This window comes from Bacillus sp. TE8-1 (genome assembly GCF_008368855.1).
GTDB lineage: Bacteria > Bacillota > Bacilli > Bacillales > Bacillaceae_G > Bacillus_A > Bacillus_A cereus.
Window position 1 is genome coordinate 84,599 of sequence record NZ_QPET01000012.1, and the last position, 17,132, is coordinate 101,730.

The window sequence follows — 17,132 nt, forward strand, 5'->3', positions numbered from 1 at the left end:
AACAAAACACCTACTGATTAAAGTTTCACTTTATAGGCTGAGAAATTTCATTTGTTTTTCTATTTTTACGGAAGAAGTATATAGCAATACTTATAAGGATAATTGTAGCTACAATCCAAACAAATGGACCATATTTTTCAGCAAAAGTATATAGTTTCATGTTACTGGAAATGTCCTCTTTTGTTTTTCCTATTAGAATTTCAGAGCCACTATAACCTTCAAGTGTATCTCCTTTTTTTATGCCAAAAATAAGAACGTCTGATTTGTTTTCTATTCCGGTGTATCGGTATCCTTTACCTTTAATTGTTAATTGGGTATCATCCTTTTTTAGTGAATAGTCTTCGGCAGAAATATCTTTGCCTGACAGTGTAATTGGTTCCATTGAGAAGCGGATTTCTTTTAATGCAGGAAGAGTCTCATTGTTTAGTAAGAGTTGCTTTGCAATATGCTGCTCAGTATTAATGTTTATCCAATTTGCTTTTCGTCGTTTATATGTATTAATTTCAAGGAGTGCGAATTCTTTATTTTGAAGTTTTTCCTCTGTAATAGGTTGCGCGGTAGTTAATGTTCCTTTTAATAAAATCACACCGTCTTTTGCAGATTGAAAGGAAGTGGTTTCCTTTGTTTTCTTTAATGTATTGATAGTCCCTTTATAATCCTCTTTTCCTAAAAGAACAGCTCCTGTATGTACGGTTAAAATAAGATATAGGATGCTGAATACGATAATAGCTTTTTTCACTATTTCCCCTCCAAAGTATGTATAATTAAATTATAACATAATTTACCATAATGAATTTATTAATTTGAATAAAAAGTTACAGACGTAAAAGTAATAAATACATTAAGAGAAGTGTAGATGAGAGGAGTAAAAATGAAAAAGAAATACAGTTGTAAGAAAGTTGTACAACTGTACTTAAAGTGGATAAAATATTTTCTTCATAATGTAATGGTTGTTTTGTATCCCTTTTTCTCCTTAATTTCATCATATTTCATGTATAGCTAAATAAAAGGACAGGAATTACAACAATTTACAGAGAAACATAGAGTAGAGGGGCTGGTATGATGAAAGGAAATCTTACTTATTATTTTGTCTTAAATCCGCTAATCATCTTTCTTGTTTACGCCCTTTCACCTATCTTGTTTCATAAAGAAAAATATATAAATATGAAAGATGCACTAGGAATACTTGTAGTTTACTATGTGCTAATTAGTGGGTATTACTTTATGGATGTTATTAGTAAAAGAATGAAGAAAAACGGTAAAGACAAATAAAGAGTTTTAGTACATAAAAATCGATGGAGGACAACAAAATGACTGAAAGTGAAATGAAATTCCGTGATACGACCATTCGTAACTTTTTCGATAAAGAGGATCGTTTAAAATCGATTCCAGGTCAAAAGAAGAAGAAACTAGTATTGTTAGAGCATTTAATTAGCAAGTTAGATGCTGGAAATCAATATACAGAAAAAGAAATTAATACATTTATAAAACAATATCATGATGATTTTTGTACAATTAGACGTGAATTTATTGTACACAGGTTTATGGATAGAGAGGATAATATGTACCGTATAAACGGGAGAGAAGTTTGGACGAAGTGGGAGGAGTTAAAATAATGAATCAGCGAGGGGATCCCCGCTGATTATAAGCCTGTGCTAGTCTTGCTGTTTCTTTGTAGTAAGTCTATGAACGCTTCAACATTCGAACTTGTAATGTACCCAAGCGTTATATATTCATCTTCATAGTAAAATATTATTTTTTTGTCAAAGATTCTTCTCTTCGTTTCTATGGATAGAATTTTTTCATAATCAAATTCGGCAATGAATGTGTTTTTATATTGGCTAAAAAAGAGAAGTCTTTGATTAGTAGCAAGTAACATGCCAGGATACGGGACTTTATGCGTAATCATATAGCCAGTAAGTGAACATTTTAAAGTAGATAAAATATTTTCTTCTTTATGTAATAGTTGTTTTGCAGCTGTTAAGATTGGATTCATTGTATACATTCCTTTTATTTTGATATATGAATATTGTATCAAGAGTAAAAAGATTCTCAATATGTAATATTGCATATTGGCCGTTTTATAGTTGTAATATTATTTTTAAAAAGAAAAAGTACGAGGTGATTCAATGATACGGTTAGTAAAAGAGACTGATGCAGAAGCAATTATGAATATTAGAAAAGAAATTATATTATCGGAAACTACTACAAAATTTTTCATAGTATCCCCAAAGAAGTTACCGAATGATATGAATGCAGAAAGAGAAAAGATACGGAAAAGTAATGAGAAAGGTAATCTTTATATCGTGTATGAAGTAGATGGGAAGGTAGTTGGCTTTTTAATTTTCAACCGATATGAACTAGAACGGTTACAACACGCAGGCAGAATGGGAATGGGGATTAAAGAGGCGTATTGTAATCAAGGCATAGGCACAAAATTAATTGAATTTCTTATTAGATGGGCGAAAGGGCAGAAAGGTTTAGAGAAAATTTGTTTAGGTGTAGTTTCTGTTAATGATCGGGCAATTAAAGTGTACAAACGTATGGGCTTTGTAGAAGAAGGCAGACAACGAAAGCAAATTAAATATGAAGATGGATCATATGGAGATGACGTATTGATGGGGTTTTATATTGAATAAAGGATATATGGTATTAAGAAAAGGAATGTACATAACGTAAATTTCTAAAAGCAGTATATTGCCCCTGCATTAACAGACTTTTCCCTATGTATAATATTAATATAGTAAAATCATAACAACCGATATTGCAGTTTCCAATAATATACTATATAATCAATTTAAGAAAACGTTTTCATGCAAAGGGGGAGAATTTCGTGTCGACTATAGAGGACGTGGCGAAATTAGCGGGGTTATCAAGGACAACGGTTTCTAGGGTGATTAATAATCATCCATATGTTTCAGATGAGAAGAAAAAAAGGGTTCAATTAGCAATGAAGCATTTAGGCTTCGTTCCTAATTCTGCGGCGAGAAGGCTTCGTAAACAAAAAACGGAAACAATTGCGGTGCTCGTTCCAAGGATTACAAATCCTTTCTTCAGTAGATTTATCGAAGCAATCGAGATTGCTGCTTCTGAACATAAATATAAACTGATTATTTGTCAAACAAGGTATTTACCGGAAAAAGAGATGGAGTATTTACAATTATTATCTACGAAACAAGTAGATGGGATTATTCTATGTTCACTAGAAAATCCGTGGGAAGATGTAGAGCCATACTTACAGCACGGTCCAATCGTGTTGTGTAATGAATATATTGAGGAAGCAAATATTCCAACAGTGAAATTTGATCATGCGCAAGGAGCATACATAGCTGCGAAGCATGTGTTAGATCAAGGATATCGTAATCTTATTTTTTGCCGTGGTAACGAAACCAAAGTCGTTAGCCAGCAGCGAAAAATGGGCTTTTTACGTGCAATAACTGAGAAGAGCCGCCAAGTAGAAGCGATTGACTTTCTTGAAAACGCTTTCTCTTGGGAAGATGGAAAACGAATATTCCATGAAGTATTAAAGGACAAAAAAAATCCTACCGCGATTTTGGCAGGAGGCGATGAGGTAGCAGCTGGAATTATCTCAGAGGCGAAACGCCATAACTGGAGCATTCCAGATGATCTCGCTGTTATCGGTTTTGATAATCAAATATTATCGCAGATTACAGAACCAGGTATTACGACAATTGAACAGCCAATTGATGAAATGGCCCGAAAAGTTGTCGATCTAATGATGGATAAAATTCATACGAAAAATTATCGAAAAAAAGAATTGTATGAGTTTGAACTGGAGCTCTTGGTGAAAGGTTCAACGATGAAGGATAAGATGTTATTAGCCTAGTAGACTATGTCTGCTAGGTTTTTTTCTGTTCACAAACTACTATTCTTCGTGAACGCAATCATCACATTTGTTATGGTATGCTTCGTGCTGCTCATCAATTTCTTTCCCGCAGTGCGCACAAGTTTTCGTCGGTAAATTTCTAAAAAACTCCATTGGTTGATCGATCATGTCAATCCCTCCATTTCCATTTCTTACTATCATTGTATTAGTACAAAAAATAAAAGTCAACAACTGTTTTATAACAAAATTGAAAATTAATGAAAAAGTTTAGGAAATGGATTATAGTTAACAATGTAGGATGTAAGCAAAACATGCATTTCTACTCGGTTTTAGAAAGGATGGATACATATGAAAATGACTGTTGTCGGCTTTTGGGGCGGCTTTCCAGAAGCGGGAGAAGCAACGTCGGGGTATTTGTTTGAACACGATGGTTTTCGTTTACTTGTAGACTGTGGTAGTGGTGTACTAGCACAGCTTCAAAAATATATAACACCGTCTGATATAGATGCAGTTGTACTGTCGCACTATCATCACGATCATGTTGCAGACATTGGGGTATTGCAGTATGCGAGACTAATTACGAGTGCGACAACAAGGCAACTATCAGAACTACCAATATACGGTCATAAATTTGATGAGAATGGATTCCATTCTTTAACGCATGAACCGCATACGAAAGGAATCCCGTACAATCCAGAAGAAACACTTCAAATTGGACCGTTCTCGATTTCATTCTTAAAAACTGTTCATCCTGTTACATGCTTTGCGATGCGTATTACAGCTGGAGATGATGCTGTAGTATACAGCGCTGATTCAAGTTATATTCCTGAATTCATTCCATTCACAAAAGATGCTGATCTTTTCATTTGTGAGTGTAATATGTATGCACATCAAGAGGCTGCAAAAGCAGGGCATATGAATAGTACAGAAGTAGCAAGTATTGCAAAAGATGCGAATGTAAAAGAACTTTTATTAACGCACTTACCGCATACAGGCAACCCATCTGATTTAGTAACAGAAGCAAAACAAATTTTCAGTGGTCACATTACGCTAGCGCATAGTGGCTACGTATGGAACTCATGAGGTGATACGATGTTATTTATTGACAATAAAGGAATTACAGATCCTAGAATAAACTTAGCGATTGAAGAATATTGTGTGAAAAATTTAGATATTAACGAAACATATTTACTGTTTTACATTAATGAGCCTTCGATTATCATTGGTAAAAACCAAAACACAGTAGAAGAAATTAATGCGGATTATGTAAAAGAAAAAGGTATTCATGTCGTTCGTCGTCTATCAGGCGGAGGCGCAGTATATCATGATTTAGGAAACTTAAACTTCAGTTTTATTACGAAAGATGATGGAGACAGTTTCAGCAACTTCAAAAAATTCACAGAGCCTGTAACGAAAGCGCTTAGTAAATTAGGTGTAAATGCAGAACTAAGTGGTCGTAACGACATTTTAGCTGAAGGTAGAAAAATTTCAGGTAACGCGCAGTTCTCAACGAAAGGTCGTATGTTCAGTCACGGTACGTTACTATTTGATTCTGAAATCGATCACGTCGTATCAGCGTTAAAAGTAAAAATGGATAAGATTCAATCAAAAGGAATTAAGTCAATCCGTAGCCGCGTTGCGAACATTACAGAGTTCCTAAACGAAGAAATGACGACAGAGGAGTTTAGACAACTTCTTCTAGAAACAATTTTCGAAGGAGAAACAGAAATCCCAACGTATGAATTAACAGAAAATGATTGGAAAGAGATCCACAAACTTTCTGAAGAACGTTACCAAAATTGGGATTGGAACTACGGAAAATCACCGAAGTTCAACTTACAACATTCACACCGCTTCCCAGTTGGACAAGTTGATGTTCGTCTTGAAGTGAAAAAAGGAACAGTAACAGAATGTAAAATTTACGGCGACTTCTTCGGTTCATTAGATGTTCATGATATCGAAGAGCGTCTAACAGGCGTTCAGTTCGATAAAGATGCATTCACTACAGCTTTAGAAGGCGTAGATATTGCACGCTACTTCGGTAACATTACAACAGAAGATTTCTTACATTTATTCTTCTAAAAATGAGGGAGGCTTCCATAACGGGCAGCCTCTTTCTTTTTGCGTAGATTGTCAGGTTTTGTCGGTAAGTCGATATATTTGAAAAATCGCCGATATAAACCGAGTTGCGCTGATATATTTGGAAAATCGCCGATATAAATTGAGTTGCGCTGATATATTTGAAAAATCGCCGATATAAATCGAGCTGCGCTGATATAACTGAAAAATCGCTCATATAATTTCATTTACCACAAAACATAAAATCACAGGACATCTGCCTCTTATAAAGGAATATATATATTCAAAAGGAGGCGGATTGATATGAAAAGGGTGATGTACGTTTTATTATTACTCAGCTTCGTCATCGGAATGACAGCGTGTAACAGTGGATTGCCCTCAAGTCGTACAATTTTGTCTATCGGAAAACCGGCTGAGGATAATGTTATATATTTTACGCATACAGATAACAAACGAAAGATACATGATATACAAGACATGTTTCAAAATAAGAAGTGGAAAAGAAATGAAACATTCAGCACTGTTAATAAAACACCAGATGTCGTCTTATCAATAGATGAAAACAACAAAGGGTTACCGACGTTATATGTTACGGTGTATTTTCATGAAGATGGAGCGGACGCTCTTAACTTGCACGGCGAGCATACGACGTTAAATAAAGAGGAACTTAATAAACTTAGAGAAAAGATGAATGCATATTATCCTAAAATGATTTCTGGTCTAGTTTCATAAATTACTTACAAATAAAATCCCCTTATTTTTCCAAAGTAAACTAAGAGAAGGTGGTCTGTCTATATGCAGTTAATAGAATATCACTTGCCACTTTAATTTTCTTTTAATATAATTAATTTAGAATTTTTAAATATTCTAAATTTTATAAAGGTGGGGTTTTTGTGAATCTCGTTCAATCTTTGGCTGAAACGGCAAAAAAGAAGGGGGATAAACCGGCTTATATATTTATGGATCAGTCGGTCTCATATGACCAATTAAACAAAATGGTCACAAGGTTTTCTGGCAATTTAGCAGAAATGGGCATTGGAAAAGGGGACAATGTCGCATTAGTTGTTGGGAACTCACCACATTTTTTGGTCGGTTTATACGGAACAATGAAAGCCGGAGCAACTGTTATTCCAGTTAATCCAATTTATACAGCAGACGAAATGCATTATATTTTACAAAATGGAGATGTAAAAACAATCATCGTACTCGACGTCCTTCTACCTGTTATACAATCTCTTACAACAAGACTTCCTTCATTAGAAAACATCATCATATGCGAAACCTCATCAGATTTTAACCATACAGAAACCGAAAAAATGAAAACGTTTACTAGTTTTGTGGGGAATGGAGATACAACTTACGAAGGTCCTGAACTAGATGAAGAAGATGTAGCGGTTATCCTATACACTTCGGGCACAACTGGAAAACCGAAAGGCGCTATGCTTACACATAAAAATTTATATAGTAATGCGAGCGATGTGGCTTCGTATTTACAATATACGGCTGATGACCGTGTTGTTGCGGCACTGCCTATGTTCCATGTATTCTGTTTAACAGTTGCGGTAAATGCACCGATTGTGAACGGGGCAACGATTTTAATGTTACCGAAATTTAGTCCGAAAGAAGTATTCCGTATTTGTCGTACGTACGAACCAACGATCTTTGCTGGCGTACCGACGATGTACAATTATTTATATTTATTTGAAGAAGCAAGCGCAGAAGATGTGAAGACGCTTCGTCTTTGTATTTCCGGTGGTGCATCGATGCCTGTTGCTCTTCTACAAAACTTTGAAAAACGTTTTAACGTTATTGTTTCAGAAGGATACGGTTTATCAGAAGCATCACCAGTTACTTGTTTCAATCCGCTAGATCGTCCTCGTAAACCAGGGTCGATTGGCACAAATATTTGGCATGTAGAAAATAAAATTGTAAATGAACTTGGGGAAGAAGTACCTGTCGGCGCAGTCGGCGAATTAATCGTTCGCGGACCTAACGTTATGAAAGGATACTATAATGCACCAGAAGATACAGCTGCGACATTGAAAGACGGCTGGCTATATACAGGTGACTTGGCGAAAATGGATGAAGAAGGTTACTTCTATATCGTTGATCGTAAAAAAGATATCGTCTTAGTTGGCGGTTATAACGTATACCCTCGTGAAGTAGAAGAAGTATTATATACGCACGAATCAGTAGCGGAAGTTGTTGTAATCGGTGTTCCTGATGAAAACTTAGGAGAAGCAGTGCGAGCTTACGTCGTTCTGAAACAAACGAACGTAACAGAAGAAGAACTAATGCATTACTGTACGTTACATTTAGCGAAATATAAAGTGCCGAAAAGCATTGAGTTTTTAATAGAATTACCGAAGAATACGACGGGTAAGTTGTTAAGAAGAGCATTGAGAGAGAAAGCGATGCAAGTGTAAAAATGAGGCAACCATCTTTGAAGGTGGTTGCCTCATTTTTTTGTGCATTGATTAAGCTGTGGTGCCATATATTTAAAGCTTCATATGACCAACAAGGAGGAGATATACATAGAACAGAAGGGATTAACGCTTACGGCGAGTGCAATATCTTATTTGTGAAATTATGGATGAACTCTGAAAATGATAAGAACGGTAATTTTAATCAAAATGGAGTAATGAACCGTGAATCAATGGCTACGTTGTTAGTAAATACATATAAATTAGAATGGAATGAAAATAGTAAGTTACCAAAAGAATTTGCTGATTTGAAAAATCATTGGGCTCGAAGTATGCCAATATTTTAGTTTAGCAAGAAAATTCAAATTCCAAGTTGACACATATGAATTACAGAATTAAAATGAAAAGAAATCGAATACAATACATTAGAAGCTAATCAGATAAACTGAAGGCGCACAATGTTCACATTTGTGAATATATTGTGTGCCTTTTTCTATTGTATAAACTAAGGGGGCTTAACGATGAAAAAGTGGGGTAAGACAGCGTTTATGAAAAGTACAGGTGTTTTATTATCAGCAGTTGTACTTTTATCAGGGTGTGGTTCGGCAACATCCACTAGTAATTCTGAAGGAAGTGGAGATAAAAAAACAGTTGAGCTTTTAAATGTTTCTTATGATCCAACTAGGGAGTTATATCAAGATTTTAATAAAGATTTTGCGAAGTATTGGAAAGAGAAGCATGGGCAAACAGTAAATGTAAAACAATCACATGGGGGATCTGGAAGTCAAGCACGCTCTGTTATTGATGGCTTAGAAGCAGACGTTGTTACACTAGCACTTGCTTATGATATTGATGCCATTAGCAAGAAAAAACAACTAGCAGAAGATTGGCAGAAGCGACTTGCGAATAATTCCACTCCATACACGTCAACGATTGTATTTCTTGTTCGAAAAGGAAACCCGAAAGGTATTAAAGACTGGGATGATTTAACGAAAAAAGGTGTGTCTGTCATTACACCAAACCCAAAAACATCAGGCGGAGCACGTTGGAACTATTTAGCGGCGTGGGGATACGCATTGAAAAAATATAATAATAGTGAAGATAAGGCGAAAGAGTTTGTTAGCCAAATTTATAAAAACGTAGAAGTATTAGATTCAGGAGCGCGCGGAGCAACGACAACATTTGTTGAAAAAGGAATTGGTGACGTATTAATCGCATGGGAAAATGAAGCGTTATTATCCCAAAAAGAGCTTGGAAAAGATAAATTTGAAATTGTAACCCCTTCTATTAGTGTACTTGCAGAACCACCAGTAGCGGTTGTAGATAAAGTCGTTGATAAAAAAGGAACGAAAAAAGTAGCAGAAGGGTATCTCGAATATTTGTACTCAGAAAAAGGACAGGAAATTGCGGCAAAAAACTTTTATCGTCCGCGTAATGAAAAAGTAGCAGAAAAATATGCATCCCAATTTCCGAAAGTTCAATTATTTACTGTAGATGAACTATTTGGTGGTTGGAAAAAAGCACAGGAGAAACACTTTAATGACGGCGGCGTATTCGATAAAATTTATCAAAAATAATGCGTACTGCTAAAGGGGGATGAGGTGAAAGAGGATGAGGAAGAAACGTGTTTTACCAGGGTTTGGATTATCGCTTGGATTTACAATGTTGTACATGAGTTTATTCGTACTTATACCACTTTCTATCATATTTATTCAAACTTCACAGTTAGGTTGGAAGAAGTTCGCTGGGGTTATAACGAACGAGCGTGTGTTGCATTCCTATCAAGTTAGTTTTACAACTTCATTTGCAGCTGCTATTGTAAATGCCATTTTCGGTTTATTAATAGCTTGGGTGCTCGTACGCTACAAATTTCCAGGGAAACGACTATTAGATGGACTCATTGATTTACCGTTTGCACTTCCGACAGCTGTAGCTGGTATTACACTTACAACGCTTTATGCGGAAAATGGATGGATTGGGAAAATATTTAGTCTGTTTCATATAAAAGTAGCTTTTACACCACTCGGAATTATCGTTGCGCTTACTTTTATCGGTTTACCATTTGTTGTTCGAATGGTGCAACCAGTACTGCAAAATATTGATAAAGAAGTAGAAGAGGCAGCTTCGAGTTTAGGTGCATCCCGCTTGCAAATATTTGTGAAAATCATTTTACCAGAAATCTTTCCCGCTCTTCTTGCCGGTTTTTCACTCGCATTTGCAAGAGCATTAGGAGAATACGGATCTGTCGTTTTCATCGCAGGTAATATGCCGATGAAAACAGAAATTGCACCACTGATGATTATGACGAAACTAGAACAATATGATTATGCGGGGGCAACAGCTGTAGCGACCGTGATGCTTATTATTTCTCTCCTTTTCCTTCTCCTTATTAATATGATTCAAAGCTGGAGTAGAAGGCATGAACTAAAAAGTGAATAGGGGGAGAGGAAATGGAACCAACATTATTAGAAAAGAAAATAGTAAAAAGCGTATCAGCTAAAAAAGAATCTAAGCTTGTACCAGGCGTATTAATTACGATTACAGTTTTATTTTTATCTCTCTTTCTATTACTGCCACTCATAACTATTTTTCTAAAAGCCTTTGAAAGAGGGATGGATGTATACATTGCCGCTATTACAGATCAAGAAGCATTTTCAGCAATTAGATTAACGCTTCTCGTTACGTTAATCGTTGTGCCTCTTAATACGATATTTGGGGTAGCGGCCGCGTGGCTTATTACAAAGTTTCAGTTTAAAGGAAAACAAGTATTACTCTCTCTTATTGAACTGCCGTTTGCTGTGTCACCAGTTATCGCAGGATTAGTATTCGTTTTACTTTTCACACCGAGGGGTGCTCTTGGCGAATGGTTACTTGAACATGGAGTGAAACTCATTTTCTCTGTACCAGGCATTATTATCGCAACAATCTTTGTAACCTTCCCGTTCGTTGCACGTGAATTAATTCCGATTATGCAGGCGCAAGGGAAAAGTGAAGAAGAGGCAGCTTTATCACTTGGCGCAAGTGGCTGGAAAATGTTTTGGCGCGTTACGCTTCCAAATATAAAATGGGGTCTTTTATACGGCATGATTCTATGTAATGCCCGTGCTATCGGTGAGTTTGGAGCCGTTTCTGTCGTATCAGGTCACGTGCGTGGCATTACGAACACGATGCCGCTCCATATTGAAATTTTGTACAATGAATATCAATTTTCAGCAGCATTTGCAGTAGCGACGTTAATGTCATTAATTGCAGTGTTTACACTCGTTATAAAAAACTGGATTGAATGGCGAATGGAAAAACGACAATAAGAGGGGGATTACGGTGAGTATTCAAATTCAAGGTGTATCAAAGCAATATGGTACATTTCAAGCACTAACAGACATTCATTTGGATATTCCAAAAGGCGAACTTGTTGCCTTATTAGGCCCGTCAGGTTCTGGGAAAACGACGTTATTACGCATTATTGCAGGATTAGAAGAAGCGGATGGAGGCTCTATTTCATTTGATGGAGAAGATTTAACAGACATTCACGTGAAAAACAGGCAAGTCGGTTTCGTCTTTCAGCACTATGCGCTCTTTAAACATATGAATGTATTTGAGAATGTCGCTTTCGGTTTAAAAGTAAGAAAGAAAAGCTTAAGACCGTCAGCAGAAGCGATAGAAGAAAAGGTAACAGAATTATTAAAGCTCGTAAAAATGGATGGCTTTGCTAAACGTTATCCAGCGCAATTATCTGGTGGACAACGTCAACGTATTGCACTAGCCCGGGCACTTGCAGTCGAACCGAAAATTTTATTACTTGATGAACCGTTCGGTGCACTCGATGCAAAGGTGAGAAAAGAATTACGAAGATGGCTCCGGAAATTACATGACGAATTTCAAATTACGAGCGTATTCGTAACACATGATCAAGAAGAGGCGTTAGACGTTGCAGACCGCATCGTTGTAATGAATGAAGGCTGCATTGAACAAATGGGAACACCGGAAGAAGTATATGAAAACCCAGCAAGTCCGTTTGTATATGACTTTTTAGGAAATGTAAATTTATTTCACGGCCGCGTTCATAAAGGAAAGCTAAATGTAGGATCGGTCGAACTAGAAGCACCAGAGCATAAGCACGTTTCCAACGTAGACGGAATAGCCTACGTAAGGCCGCATGACTTATCAATCTCTCGTACGAAACAAAGCATAGATGCAATCCCGGCAAAAGTATCTTATTCTCACGCGGTCGGAAATGTCGTATATGTAGAATTAAAACGAGACGGAACAGATGAATATTTAGAAGCAGAAATTACGAAAGAACAGTTCAAGCAGCTGAACATTCAAGCGGGTGATTGCGTATACGTACAGCCGAAAGAAGTGAAAGTGTTTATTCCGGAGGATTTTGTAATTTAAGAGTGTTCACTCTTAAATTACAAAATCTATTAATAAGAAAAGGTCTCCTAAAAGATATTTTAGGAGACCTTTTCTTTGTTTATCGTAATAACTTTTTCTCATATGAAATGTAGTAGGAAGTTTGTATATATAATAGCGGAGCGTGTTCAAACAACTATTTGATACGAGTAGTAATGAAGATATTCTTCCTACGTTCTTACATAAAATTTTTAATTTTGGATATTTGTATCATATGTTTCTGCAACAAACACAAAGTCTACATGCTCTTTATCAATAAAAATACTTGTTTTAGATGGAAGACCTGTTATGGTAGAAACAATATCAACCTCAACAAGGTCAAATCCTACACGATAAGCATCTTCAATTTCAATTCCACCAGTTAGAAAATGCAATCCATCCCCAAATGACTTAAATACAAATACATTTTCTTTCAAACTTTTATTATCCATTTCAATCCATTCTTCGTTAATATAAATCTTAAATGTCGTGCACTTTGGAACACACTCGATGTGATGTATTCCTTTATAACTATTAAGCGAAAACATATAGGTATGAGTTTCTTTAAAGTTAATATCTATCCCGTATTTAAAAGCAAAAGTTTTATATACCATCTCATAAAACAATGGCATTACAATATCATCCCATGCGTCATAGGCAAAAGCATGAATTGGTATTAGATGAGGATATAAACTTACAATCGCTTTTTGAAAATTAAGTAAGATGGTTGTATCTGTAATTTCTTTTAAAGAATCATCTATTTCATGATCATAATCTTTCGAAATTCTGTTATCAATCATATGACAAACTCCTTACATAGTCTTCTATATACTGCGTTTTTCCGCATCATCAGTTTGTTCCTTCTTCAACTAAATTGCAAGTTTAACCGATGATTCCAAAAAAGCCCTTGTCTTATTTTATCAATCGTTAAATGGATTGGGATACTACAAGCATTAATGAGATAAGAAATCGTTTTTTCTTTTTTATGATAGATGTATTTATTTTTAAACTGTATTTACTTTACTCTTTTTTTATTTAGATTTGGATATGTAACATTATTGTGTTGAAAAATATTTCAGCGAGGTGAGTTTATGAAAGAAAAGAAATGGTATAGGCAATTAGTCGTGATGGTGTAGGAGTATCATCTAAGGTGATTTTAAATGCTGTTAAAACTGGCGAAAAAGTTATACAAAGTGGCGGTAGAACTAAATCTACTAGTAAACAGGCTGTAGTAGTTTTAAATAAAAAAGGTAAAGTAATTACAACTTTTGCTAAGGGTTCAAAATAAACTGGGAAAGGAGAAGATAAGGTTGTTTAAATTAAATAAAGAGATGCACATTTTATTGAAACAGACATTAGAATCACAAAATAAACATTTACTATGGTTAAATGTTTATGAAGACTTAAGTATGATAGAAACTGAAAAAATAAATAAATTGAGAGATATTATAGTAGATGAATTAATGGAAAAAAGTTTTGATAAACGAGACAATATAAACGATTTGGGAAGAGCATTAGAAGAGCTAATTGATATCTTAGGAAATTTAATACCTTAGAAAATGTTAAGCTGTATGGCAACGTTTTTAGCAGATGGAAAGTTCCGTTAATTACAGAATGAAAGATTATATAATTTTTAACAATGCGCTTAATACGAGCGTAGCTATGATTAGAGAGTTTTGCATGTGTAGAATAACTCCAAAAATATAAGGATATATTCTGAGGGCGTATGATTATATAGTATATTTATTGATTCGAATCTTTAAAAGGAGAGGAAACATGGAGAAAATAATAGGGATTATTCTGATTATAGGTGGTATGATTCCATTAATTTATGCAATGATACAAATCTATCGGCAATGGAAAGAAAAAGGACCTTCTTTTGCCCTTAAATCAATAATTTTCCTAGCCGTAAGCATTTTGCTAGATACTGCAACAACTATTATATTGTGTATAGTAACAGTATTCATTGGTATTTGTTTAATTATCTACACATAATAAGTTCAAGAAGGCTAACTTATCGATTGTTACTAATTGGAGGGATTGGATGAACTTCATTTTACATGGATCTAAACATACAGTTTTAGCTTCCGTTTTTGACTCATTTCAAGGTAGGGAAAAAGAGTTTAATTGGCTTATAACAGACATGGAGATTGTCGCACATCAGGAAGAGAAACTTATCCGAGATTATCCTAAAATGTCGTATCCAATAGTTTGGATAGCAGGTGAAGATCTTTCAAATCTCGTAAAAAAATATAATCCTCAATTTATTTGGGGCGTACTATCTGCGTTTGATAAGTCTATAAACATTGATATTCATAATTTGCTTGTAGAGCCCTATGCAAATGGAAACGAAGGGCTCTGGGTACCAAGTCCAAATATTCAGCACCCTCAAGCAAAACTTGAAATTGTTTGTTGGGATTCCAGTTTGATGTTGTTATTAAGTAACGATATAAATATTGATGATAAATTTAGAAATTACTTTAAAGAAGCTAGGGATTTAAATGCCTATAATTCGAAATTTTGATTTTAATGGAGACAACATTAATCCGTTATACGAAAGAGATATGAAAAAGGGAACGGTATGCATACTCTACAAGTAGCGTATTATAAGGTGAAAAGCGGATTCTCTGTGAGGAGAATTAAATTATTATTGATTTATAAAAACAAATAGGAATAGATAAACTTAATATTATTAAATGAGAATAGTAGGATGGAATAGGGATAAATATGACTTTGAGAGAAAAGAAGGTGTATTATGGAGTTTACATTCGAAAAGGTTCAACGTATTGAAGATGCAAATATATACCGTATTAGTAATGTAACTGATATTTATGAAACAGATTTATTTGATGATTATAATCGTAATGTTGATAATTTAAGTTTACTTGTTCAAGAGAGGATTAATCAGTTTATTGTACATGTAGATAAATCTGAGGAAAAAAATGTGAAAGAAGAAATAGAGTCTAAAAACATTTCCTACACAGTTTTTGATTCGGGAAGAAGGAACATTTTCTTTGTTTTTGATTCTATCCCAAGGACAGAAGTATCATATATAATCAAGTATTTTTATGGTGTAAGTATAGAAAATACTTTTGCTATTATCAGTTTAGGAAATAGCGTTGGTATTAAACTAGAGGAAATAAATCAAAGTAAATTGATGAAGTGTTTAATGGGAGAATGTGTTGTACCACAAATCGAATTAGTTCCATCATCGGCGTGTGCATTTATCCAATATGATGGTGCGCTTTTAACAATTGCTAGTAATAATTTTGATATTTGTGCAACATGAAAATAATAAGATGTAATTAAATGATTTTTTTAGCGCAAGGAGATACTGGAGATGTCCAAAGTTAATTAATATATATATGTCACACCACTTATATTTTTCAGAAAAGGTGACTTTAAGAATATAGGAGGATAAAAGATACATGGATAAAGAATATGAAGAACTCATAGTTAGGAGTTTTTTTCAAAAAAAAATCCAGGATAGAATTATTTTTGAACTAACTTCACCTAAAAAAAGAGTGAAGGCATTAGGGCGTTTGGCGCATAACCATGATACTATCTTAAATTCTATGTATTTTGAATCTATCCCCAAAAATATGGTGTATGCTGAAGGAATATCAACGCAATTAAAAAAATATGGAGCAAAGGATTTTTGTTACGTAATGCCCCTTATTAGTGAAATTGATGGGAGTTTTATGGAATTAAAATGTGCAATAGAAAAAGTTATTTGGTGTGGTTTACCTTGTTTAATTTCATGCATATCGAATAAATTATTATATTTTCAAGCTGAGCGGGGGAGCGGCCCACCTGAAAGATATATTCTACGTAAAATTTAAAAGCAGATCCCTATAAAAAGATATATAAGGTAGGAGAAAGAGTGGCACCATCAATCCATTATATGAAACAGATGGAAAGCGTTCCCCGCTAAATAAAAGTAATAATTGAAAAGGATGAGTGATTATGAGGTTTTTTTTGAGTGGTGAATTAGAAGGGGAAATTGCTGAGGGATTTATAAATATAATTTCAGAAATTGGTAGTGACCTTGAAAAATTAAATAGTAATAATTATGGTAGCGAAGTAGAAGAAATAGCTATAATTCCTATAGTAGTTAACATAACTCCGGAATATGAAGATGCGGGTTTTCATAAAGAAAGAAAGCTCTTTAAAAGGAAGAGTAAAGAAGCAGATTTTAGATTAAGGATTGACTATGAAGCATTTTTATCTGCAGATTATGCTACGAGGAAAATATTGATAATTGGAAATATTGTTCAATCTATTAGACTGTTAGGGGAAAAGGCTACGTCGGACTTTAATGCAATAAAGTTAGAGCAAGATATTTTACAAGTTTTTAATATCAAAGAATTGATATAGTGGGACATTTTACA

The 17,132-nt window shown here is 34.7% G+C and carries 24 protein-coding genes; 20 read left to right on the forward strand and 4 right to left on the reverse strand.

The genetic code is table 11. The features are described from left to right. Positions 1-25: 25 nt before the first annotated feature. The gene (locus tag DN404_RS09805; RefSeq protein ID WP_000709140.1) at positions 26-739 is read right to left on the reverse strand and encodes a hypothetical protein; all 714 of its coding nucleotides are present in this window, start codon (positions 737-739) and stop codon (positions 26-28) included. Between the two features lie 320 nt (positions 740-1,059). Here DN404_RS09805 and DN404_RS09815 point away from each other — a divergent pair, with 320 nt between their 5' ends. Both DN404_RS09815 and DN404_RS09820 read left to right on the forward strand, forming a co-directional pair. Then, a complete protein-coding gene (locus tag DN404_RS09815) occupies positions 1,060-1,272 on the forward strand; it encodes a hypothetical protein (protein ID WP_002182535.1) in 213 nt (70 codons plus the stop codon). 38 nt (positions 1,273-1,310) lie between these two features. Continuing rightward, positions 1,311-1,616 (forward strand): DUF2087 domain-containing protein, encoded by a 306-nt coding sequence (locus DN404_RS09820; RefSeq protein ID WP_000140286.1) that lies wholly within the window; start codon positions 1,311-1,313, stop codon positions 1,614-1,616. Between the two features lie 26 nt (positions 1,617-1,642). Here the strand turns inward: DN404_RS09820 and DN404_RS09825 are convergent, their stop codons facing one another. After that, positions 1,643-1,996, reverse strand: coding sequence for a PH domain-containing protein (locus DN404_RS09825; protein ID WP_149215011.1), 354 nt, complete (start codon positions 1,994-1,996; stop codon positions 1,643-1,645). Between the two features lie 133 nt (positions 1,997-2,129). Here DN404_RS09825 and DN404_RS09830 point away from each other — a divergent pair, with 133 nt between their 5' ends. Continuing rightward, entirely contained in the window at positions 2,130-2,639 is a 510-nt protein-coding gene (locus DN404_RS09830; RefSeq protein WP_149215012.1) for a GNAT family N-acetyltransferase, read from the forward strand. Between the two features lie 194 nt (positions 2,640-2,833). Continuing rightward, positions 2,834-3,847, forward strand: a complete 1,014-nt coding sequence (locus tag DN404_RS09835) for a LacI family DNA-binding transcriptional regulator (protein ID WP_000103715.1) — start codon at positions 2,834-2,836, stop codon at positions 3,845-3,847. Between the two features lie 39 nt (positions 3,848-3,886). Here DN404_RS09835 and yhfH read toward each other — a convergent pair whose 3' ends face one another. Continuing rightward, the gene (gene yhfH / locus DN404_RS09840; protein WP_000567010.1) at positions 3,887-4,015 is read right to left on the reverse strand and encodes a protein YhfH; all 129 of its coding nucleotides are present in this window, start codon (positions 4,013-4,015) and stop codon (positions 3,887-3,889) included. Positions 4,016-4,195: 180 nt separating this feature from the next. Here yhfH and DN404_RS09845 point away from each other — a divergent pair, with 180 nt between their 5' ends. The 9 genes from DN404_RS09845 (at position 4,196) to DN404_RS09885 (ending at position 12,744) form a co-directional block, all read left to right on the forward strand. Continuing rightward, positions 4,196-4,930: an MBL fold metallo-hydrolase gene (locus DN404_RS09845; protein ID WP_149215013.1), complete on the forward strand. Its 735-nt coding sequence runs from the start codon at positions 4,196-4,198 to the stop codon at positions 4,928-4,930. A gap of 9 nt (positions 4,931-4,939) precedes the next feature. Beyond that, positions 4,940-5,929: a lipoate--protein ligase gene (locus DN404_RS09850; protein ID WP_149215014.1), complete on the forward strand. Its 990-nt coding sequence runs from the start codon at positions 4,940-4,942 to the stop codon at positions 5,927-5,929. A gap of 300 nt (positions 5,930-6,229) precedes the next feature. After that, complete coding sequence (locus tag DN404_RS09855) at positions 6,230-6,658, forward strand: hypothetical protein (protein WP_086412775.1); 429 nt, start codon at positions 6,230-6,232, stop codon at positions 6,656-6,658. Positions 6,659-6,819: 161 nt separating this feature from the next. Next, a complete protein-coding gene (locus DN404_RS09860; RefSeq protein WP_149215015.1) occupies positions 6,820-8,352 on the forward strand; it encodes a fatty acid--CoA ligase family protein in 1,533 nt (510 codons plus the stop codon). 167 nt (positions 8,353-8,519) lie between these two features. Continuing rightward, positions 8,520-8,696: a hypothetical protein gene (locus tag DN404_RS31310; RefSeq protein ID WP_044796109.1), complete on the forward strand. Its 177-nt coding sequence runs from the start codon at positions 8,520-8,522 to the stop codon at positions 8,694-8,696. Positions 8,697-8,870: 174 nt separating this feature from the next. Further along, on the forward strand, positions 8,871-9,926 hold the full coding sequence (locus DN404_RS09870; protein WP_000758702.1) for a sulfate ABC transporter substrate-binding protein: 1,056 nt from the start codon (positions 8,871-8,873) through the stop codon (positions 9,924-9,926). A 34-nt stretch (positions 9,927-9,960) separates the two neighbouring features. Next, complete coding sequence (cysT, locus tag DN404_RS09875; protein ID WP_149215016.1) at positions 9,961-10,788, forward strand: sulfate ABC transporter permease subunit CysT; 828 nt, start codon at positions 9,961-9,963, stop codon at positions 10,786-10,788. An 11-nt stretch (positions 10,789-10,799) separates the two neighbouring features. Next, a complete protein-coding gene (gene cysW, locus DN404_RS09880) occupies positions 10,800-11,657 on the forward strand; it encodes a sulfate ABC transporter permease subunit CysW (protein ID WP_149215017.1) in 858 nt (285 codons plus the stop codon). A 13-nt stretch (positions 11,658-11,670) separates the two neighbouring features. After that, a complete protein-coding gene (locus tag DN404_RS09885) occupies positions 11,671-12,744 on the forward strand; it encodes a sulfate/molybdate ABC transporter ATP-binding protein (protein WP_000027094.1) in 1,074 nt (357 codons plus the stop codon). A gap of 209 nt (positions 12,745-12,953) precedes the next feature. Here DN404_RS09885 and DN404_RS09895 read toward each other — a convergent pair whose 3' ends face one another. After that, positions 12,954-13,541: a hypothetical protein gene (locus DN404_RS09895; RefSeq protein ID WP_000566764.1), complete on the reverse strand. Its 588-nt coding sequence runs from the start codon at positions 13,539-13,541 to the stop codon at positions 12,954-12,956. 350 nt (positions 13,542-13,891) lie between these two features. Here DN404_RS09895 and DN404_RS30500 point away from each other — a divergent pair, with 350 nt between their 5' ends. The 7 genes from DN404_RS30500 to DN404_RS09925 all read left to right on the forward strand — a co-directional run bounded on the left by DN404_RS30500 (position 13,892) and on the right by DN404_RS09925 (position 17,118). Next, positions 13,892-14,029: a hypothetical protein gene (locus DN404_RS30500; RefSeq protein WP_000602520.1), complete on the forward strand. Its 138-nt coding sequence runs from the start codon at positions 13,892-13,894 to the stop codon at positions 14,027-14,029. A 22-nt stretch (positions 14,030-14,051) separates the two neighbouring features. Then, complete coding sequence (locus DN404_RS09900; RefSeq protein ID WP_149215018.1) at positions 14,052-14,297, forward strand: hypothetical protein; 246 nt, start codon at positions 14,052-14,054, stop codon at positions 14,295-14,297. Positions 14,298-14,517: 220 nt separating this feature from the next. Further along, the gene (locus tag DN404_RS09905) at positions 14,518-14,736 is read left to right on the forward strand and encodes a hypothetical protein (protein ID WP_000411162.1); all 219 of its coding nucleotides are present in this window, start codon (positions 14,518-14,520) and stop codon (positions 14,734-14,736) included. A gap of 49 nt (positions 14,737-14,785) precedes the next feature. Beyond that, a complete protein-coding gene (locus DN404_RS09910; RefSeq protein ID WP_098397827.1) occupies positions 14,786-15,265 on the forward strand; it encodes a hypothetical protein in 480 nt (159 codons plus the stop codon). A gap of 231 nt (positions 15,266-15,496) precedes the next feature. Beyond that, positions 15,497-16,030, forward strand: coding sequence for a hypothetical protein (locus DN404_RS09915; protein WP_044306665.1), 534 nt, complete (start codon positions 15,497-15,499; stop codon positions 16,028-16,030). Positions 16,031-16,169: 139 nt separating this feature from the next. Beyond that, complete coding sequence (locus tag DN404_RS30930) at positions 16,170-16,583, forward strand: hypothetical protein (protein ID WP_255445069.1); 414 nt, start codon at positions 16,170-16,172, stop codon at positions 16,581-16,583. A gap of 124 nt (positions 16,584-16,707) precedes the next feature. Continuing rightward, positions 16,708-17,118, forward strand: a complete 411-nt coding sequence (locus DN404_RS09925) for an Imm44 family immunity protein (RefSeq protein WP_149215019.1) — start codon at positions 16,708-16,710, stop codon at positions 17,116-17,118. The last annotated feature ends 14 nt before the right edge of the window (positions 17,119-17,132 follow it).

What these genes read in the sequence shown, in the direction of transcription:
- DN404_RS09915 (WP_044306665.1), top strand. Translation starts at nt 15,497, where the DNA reads ATGGAGTTTACATTCGAAAAGGTTCAACGTATTGAAGATGCAAATATA.
- DN404_RS09870 (WP_000758702.1), top strand. Translation starts at nt 8,871, where the DNA reads ATGAAAAAGTGGGGTAAGACAGCGTTTATGAAAAGTACAGGTGTTTTA.
- DN404_RS09845 (WP_149215013.1), top strand. Translation starts at nt 4,196, where the DNA reads ATGAAAATGACTGTTGTCGGCTTTTGGGGCGGCTTTCCAGAAGCGGGA.
- DN404_RS09830 (WP_149215012.1), top strand. Translation starts at nt 2,130, where the DNA reads ATGATACGGTTAGTAAAAGAGACTGATGCAGAAGCAATTATGAATATT.
- DN404_RS09815 (WP_002182535.1), top strand. Translation starts at nt 1,060, where the DNA reads ATGATGAAAGGAAATCTTACTTATTATTTTGTCTTAAATCCGCTAATC.
- DN404_RS09910 (WP_098397827.1), top strand. Translation starts at nt 14,786, where the DNA reads ATGAACTTCATTTTACATGGATCTAAACATACAGTTTTAGCTTCCGTT.
- DN404_RS09850 (WP_149215014.1), top strand. Translation starts at nt 4,940, where the DNA reads ATGTTATTTATTGACAATAAAGGAATTACAGATCCTAGAATAAACTTA.
- DN404_RS31310 (WP_044796109.1), top strand. Translation starts at nt 8,520, where the DNA reads ATGAACTCTGAAAATGATAAGAACGGTAATTTTAATCAAAATGGAGTA.
- DN404_RS09825 (WP_149215011.1), bottom strand. Translation starts at nt 1,996, where the DNA reads ATGAATCCAATCTTAACAGCTGCAAAACAACTATTACATAAAGAAGAA.
- cysT (WP_149215016.1), top strand. Translation starts at nt 9,961, where the DNA reads ATGAGGAAGAAACGTGTTTTACCAGGGTTTGGATTATCGCTTGGATTT.
- DN404_RS09925 (WP_149215019.1), top strand. Translation starts at nt 16,708, where the DNA reads ATGAGGTTTTTTTTGAGTGGTGAATTAGAAGGGGAAATTGCTGAGGGA.
- cysW (WP_149215017.1), top strand. Translation starts at nt 10,800, where the DNA reads ATGGAACCAACATTATTAGAAAAGAAAATAGTAAAAAGCGTATCAGCT.
- DN404_RS30930 (WP_255445069.1), top strand. Translation starts at nt 16,170, where the DNA reads ATGGATAAAGAATATGAAGAACTCATAGTTAGGAGTTTTTTTCAAAAA.
- DN404_RS09895 (WP_000566764.1), bottom strand. Translation starts at nt 13,541, where the DNA reads ATGATTGATAACAGAATTTCGAAAGATTATGATCATGAAATAGATGAT.
- DN404_RS09905 (WP_000411162.1), top strand. Translation starts at nt 14,518, where the DNA reads ATGGAGAAAATAATAGGGATTATTCTGATTATAGGTGGTATGATTCCA.
- DN404_RS09820 (WP_000140286.1), top strand. Translation starts at nt 1,311, where the DNA reads ATGACTGAAAGTGAAATGAAATTCCGTGATACGACCATTCGTAACTTT.
- yhfH (WP_000567010.1), bottom strand. Translation starts at nt 4,015, where the DNA reads ATGATCGATCAACCAATGGAGTTTTTTAGAAATTTACCGACGAAAACT.
- DN404_RS09855 (WP_086412775.1), top strand. Translation starts at nt 6,230, where the DNA reads ATGAAAAGGGTGATGTACGTTTTATTATTACTCAGCTTCGTCATCGGA.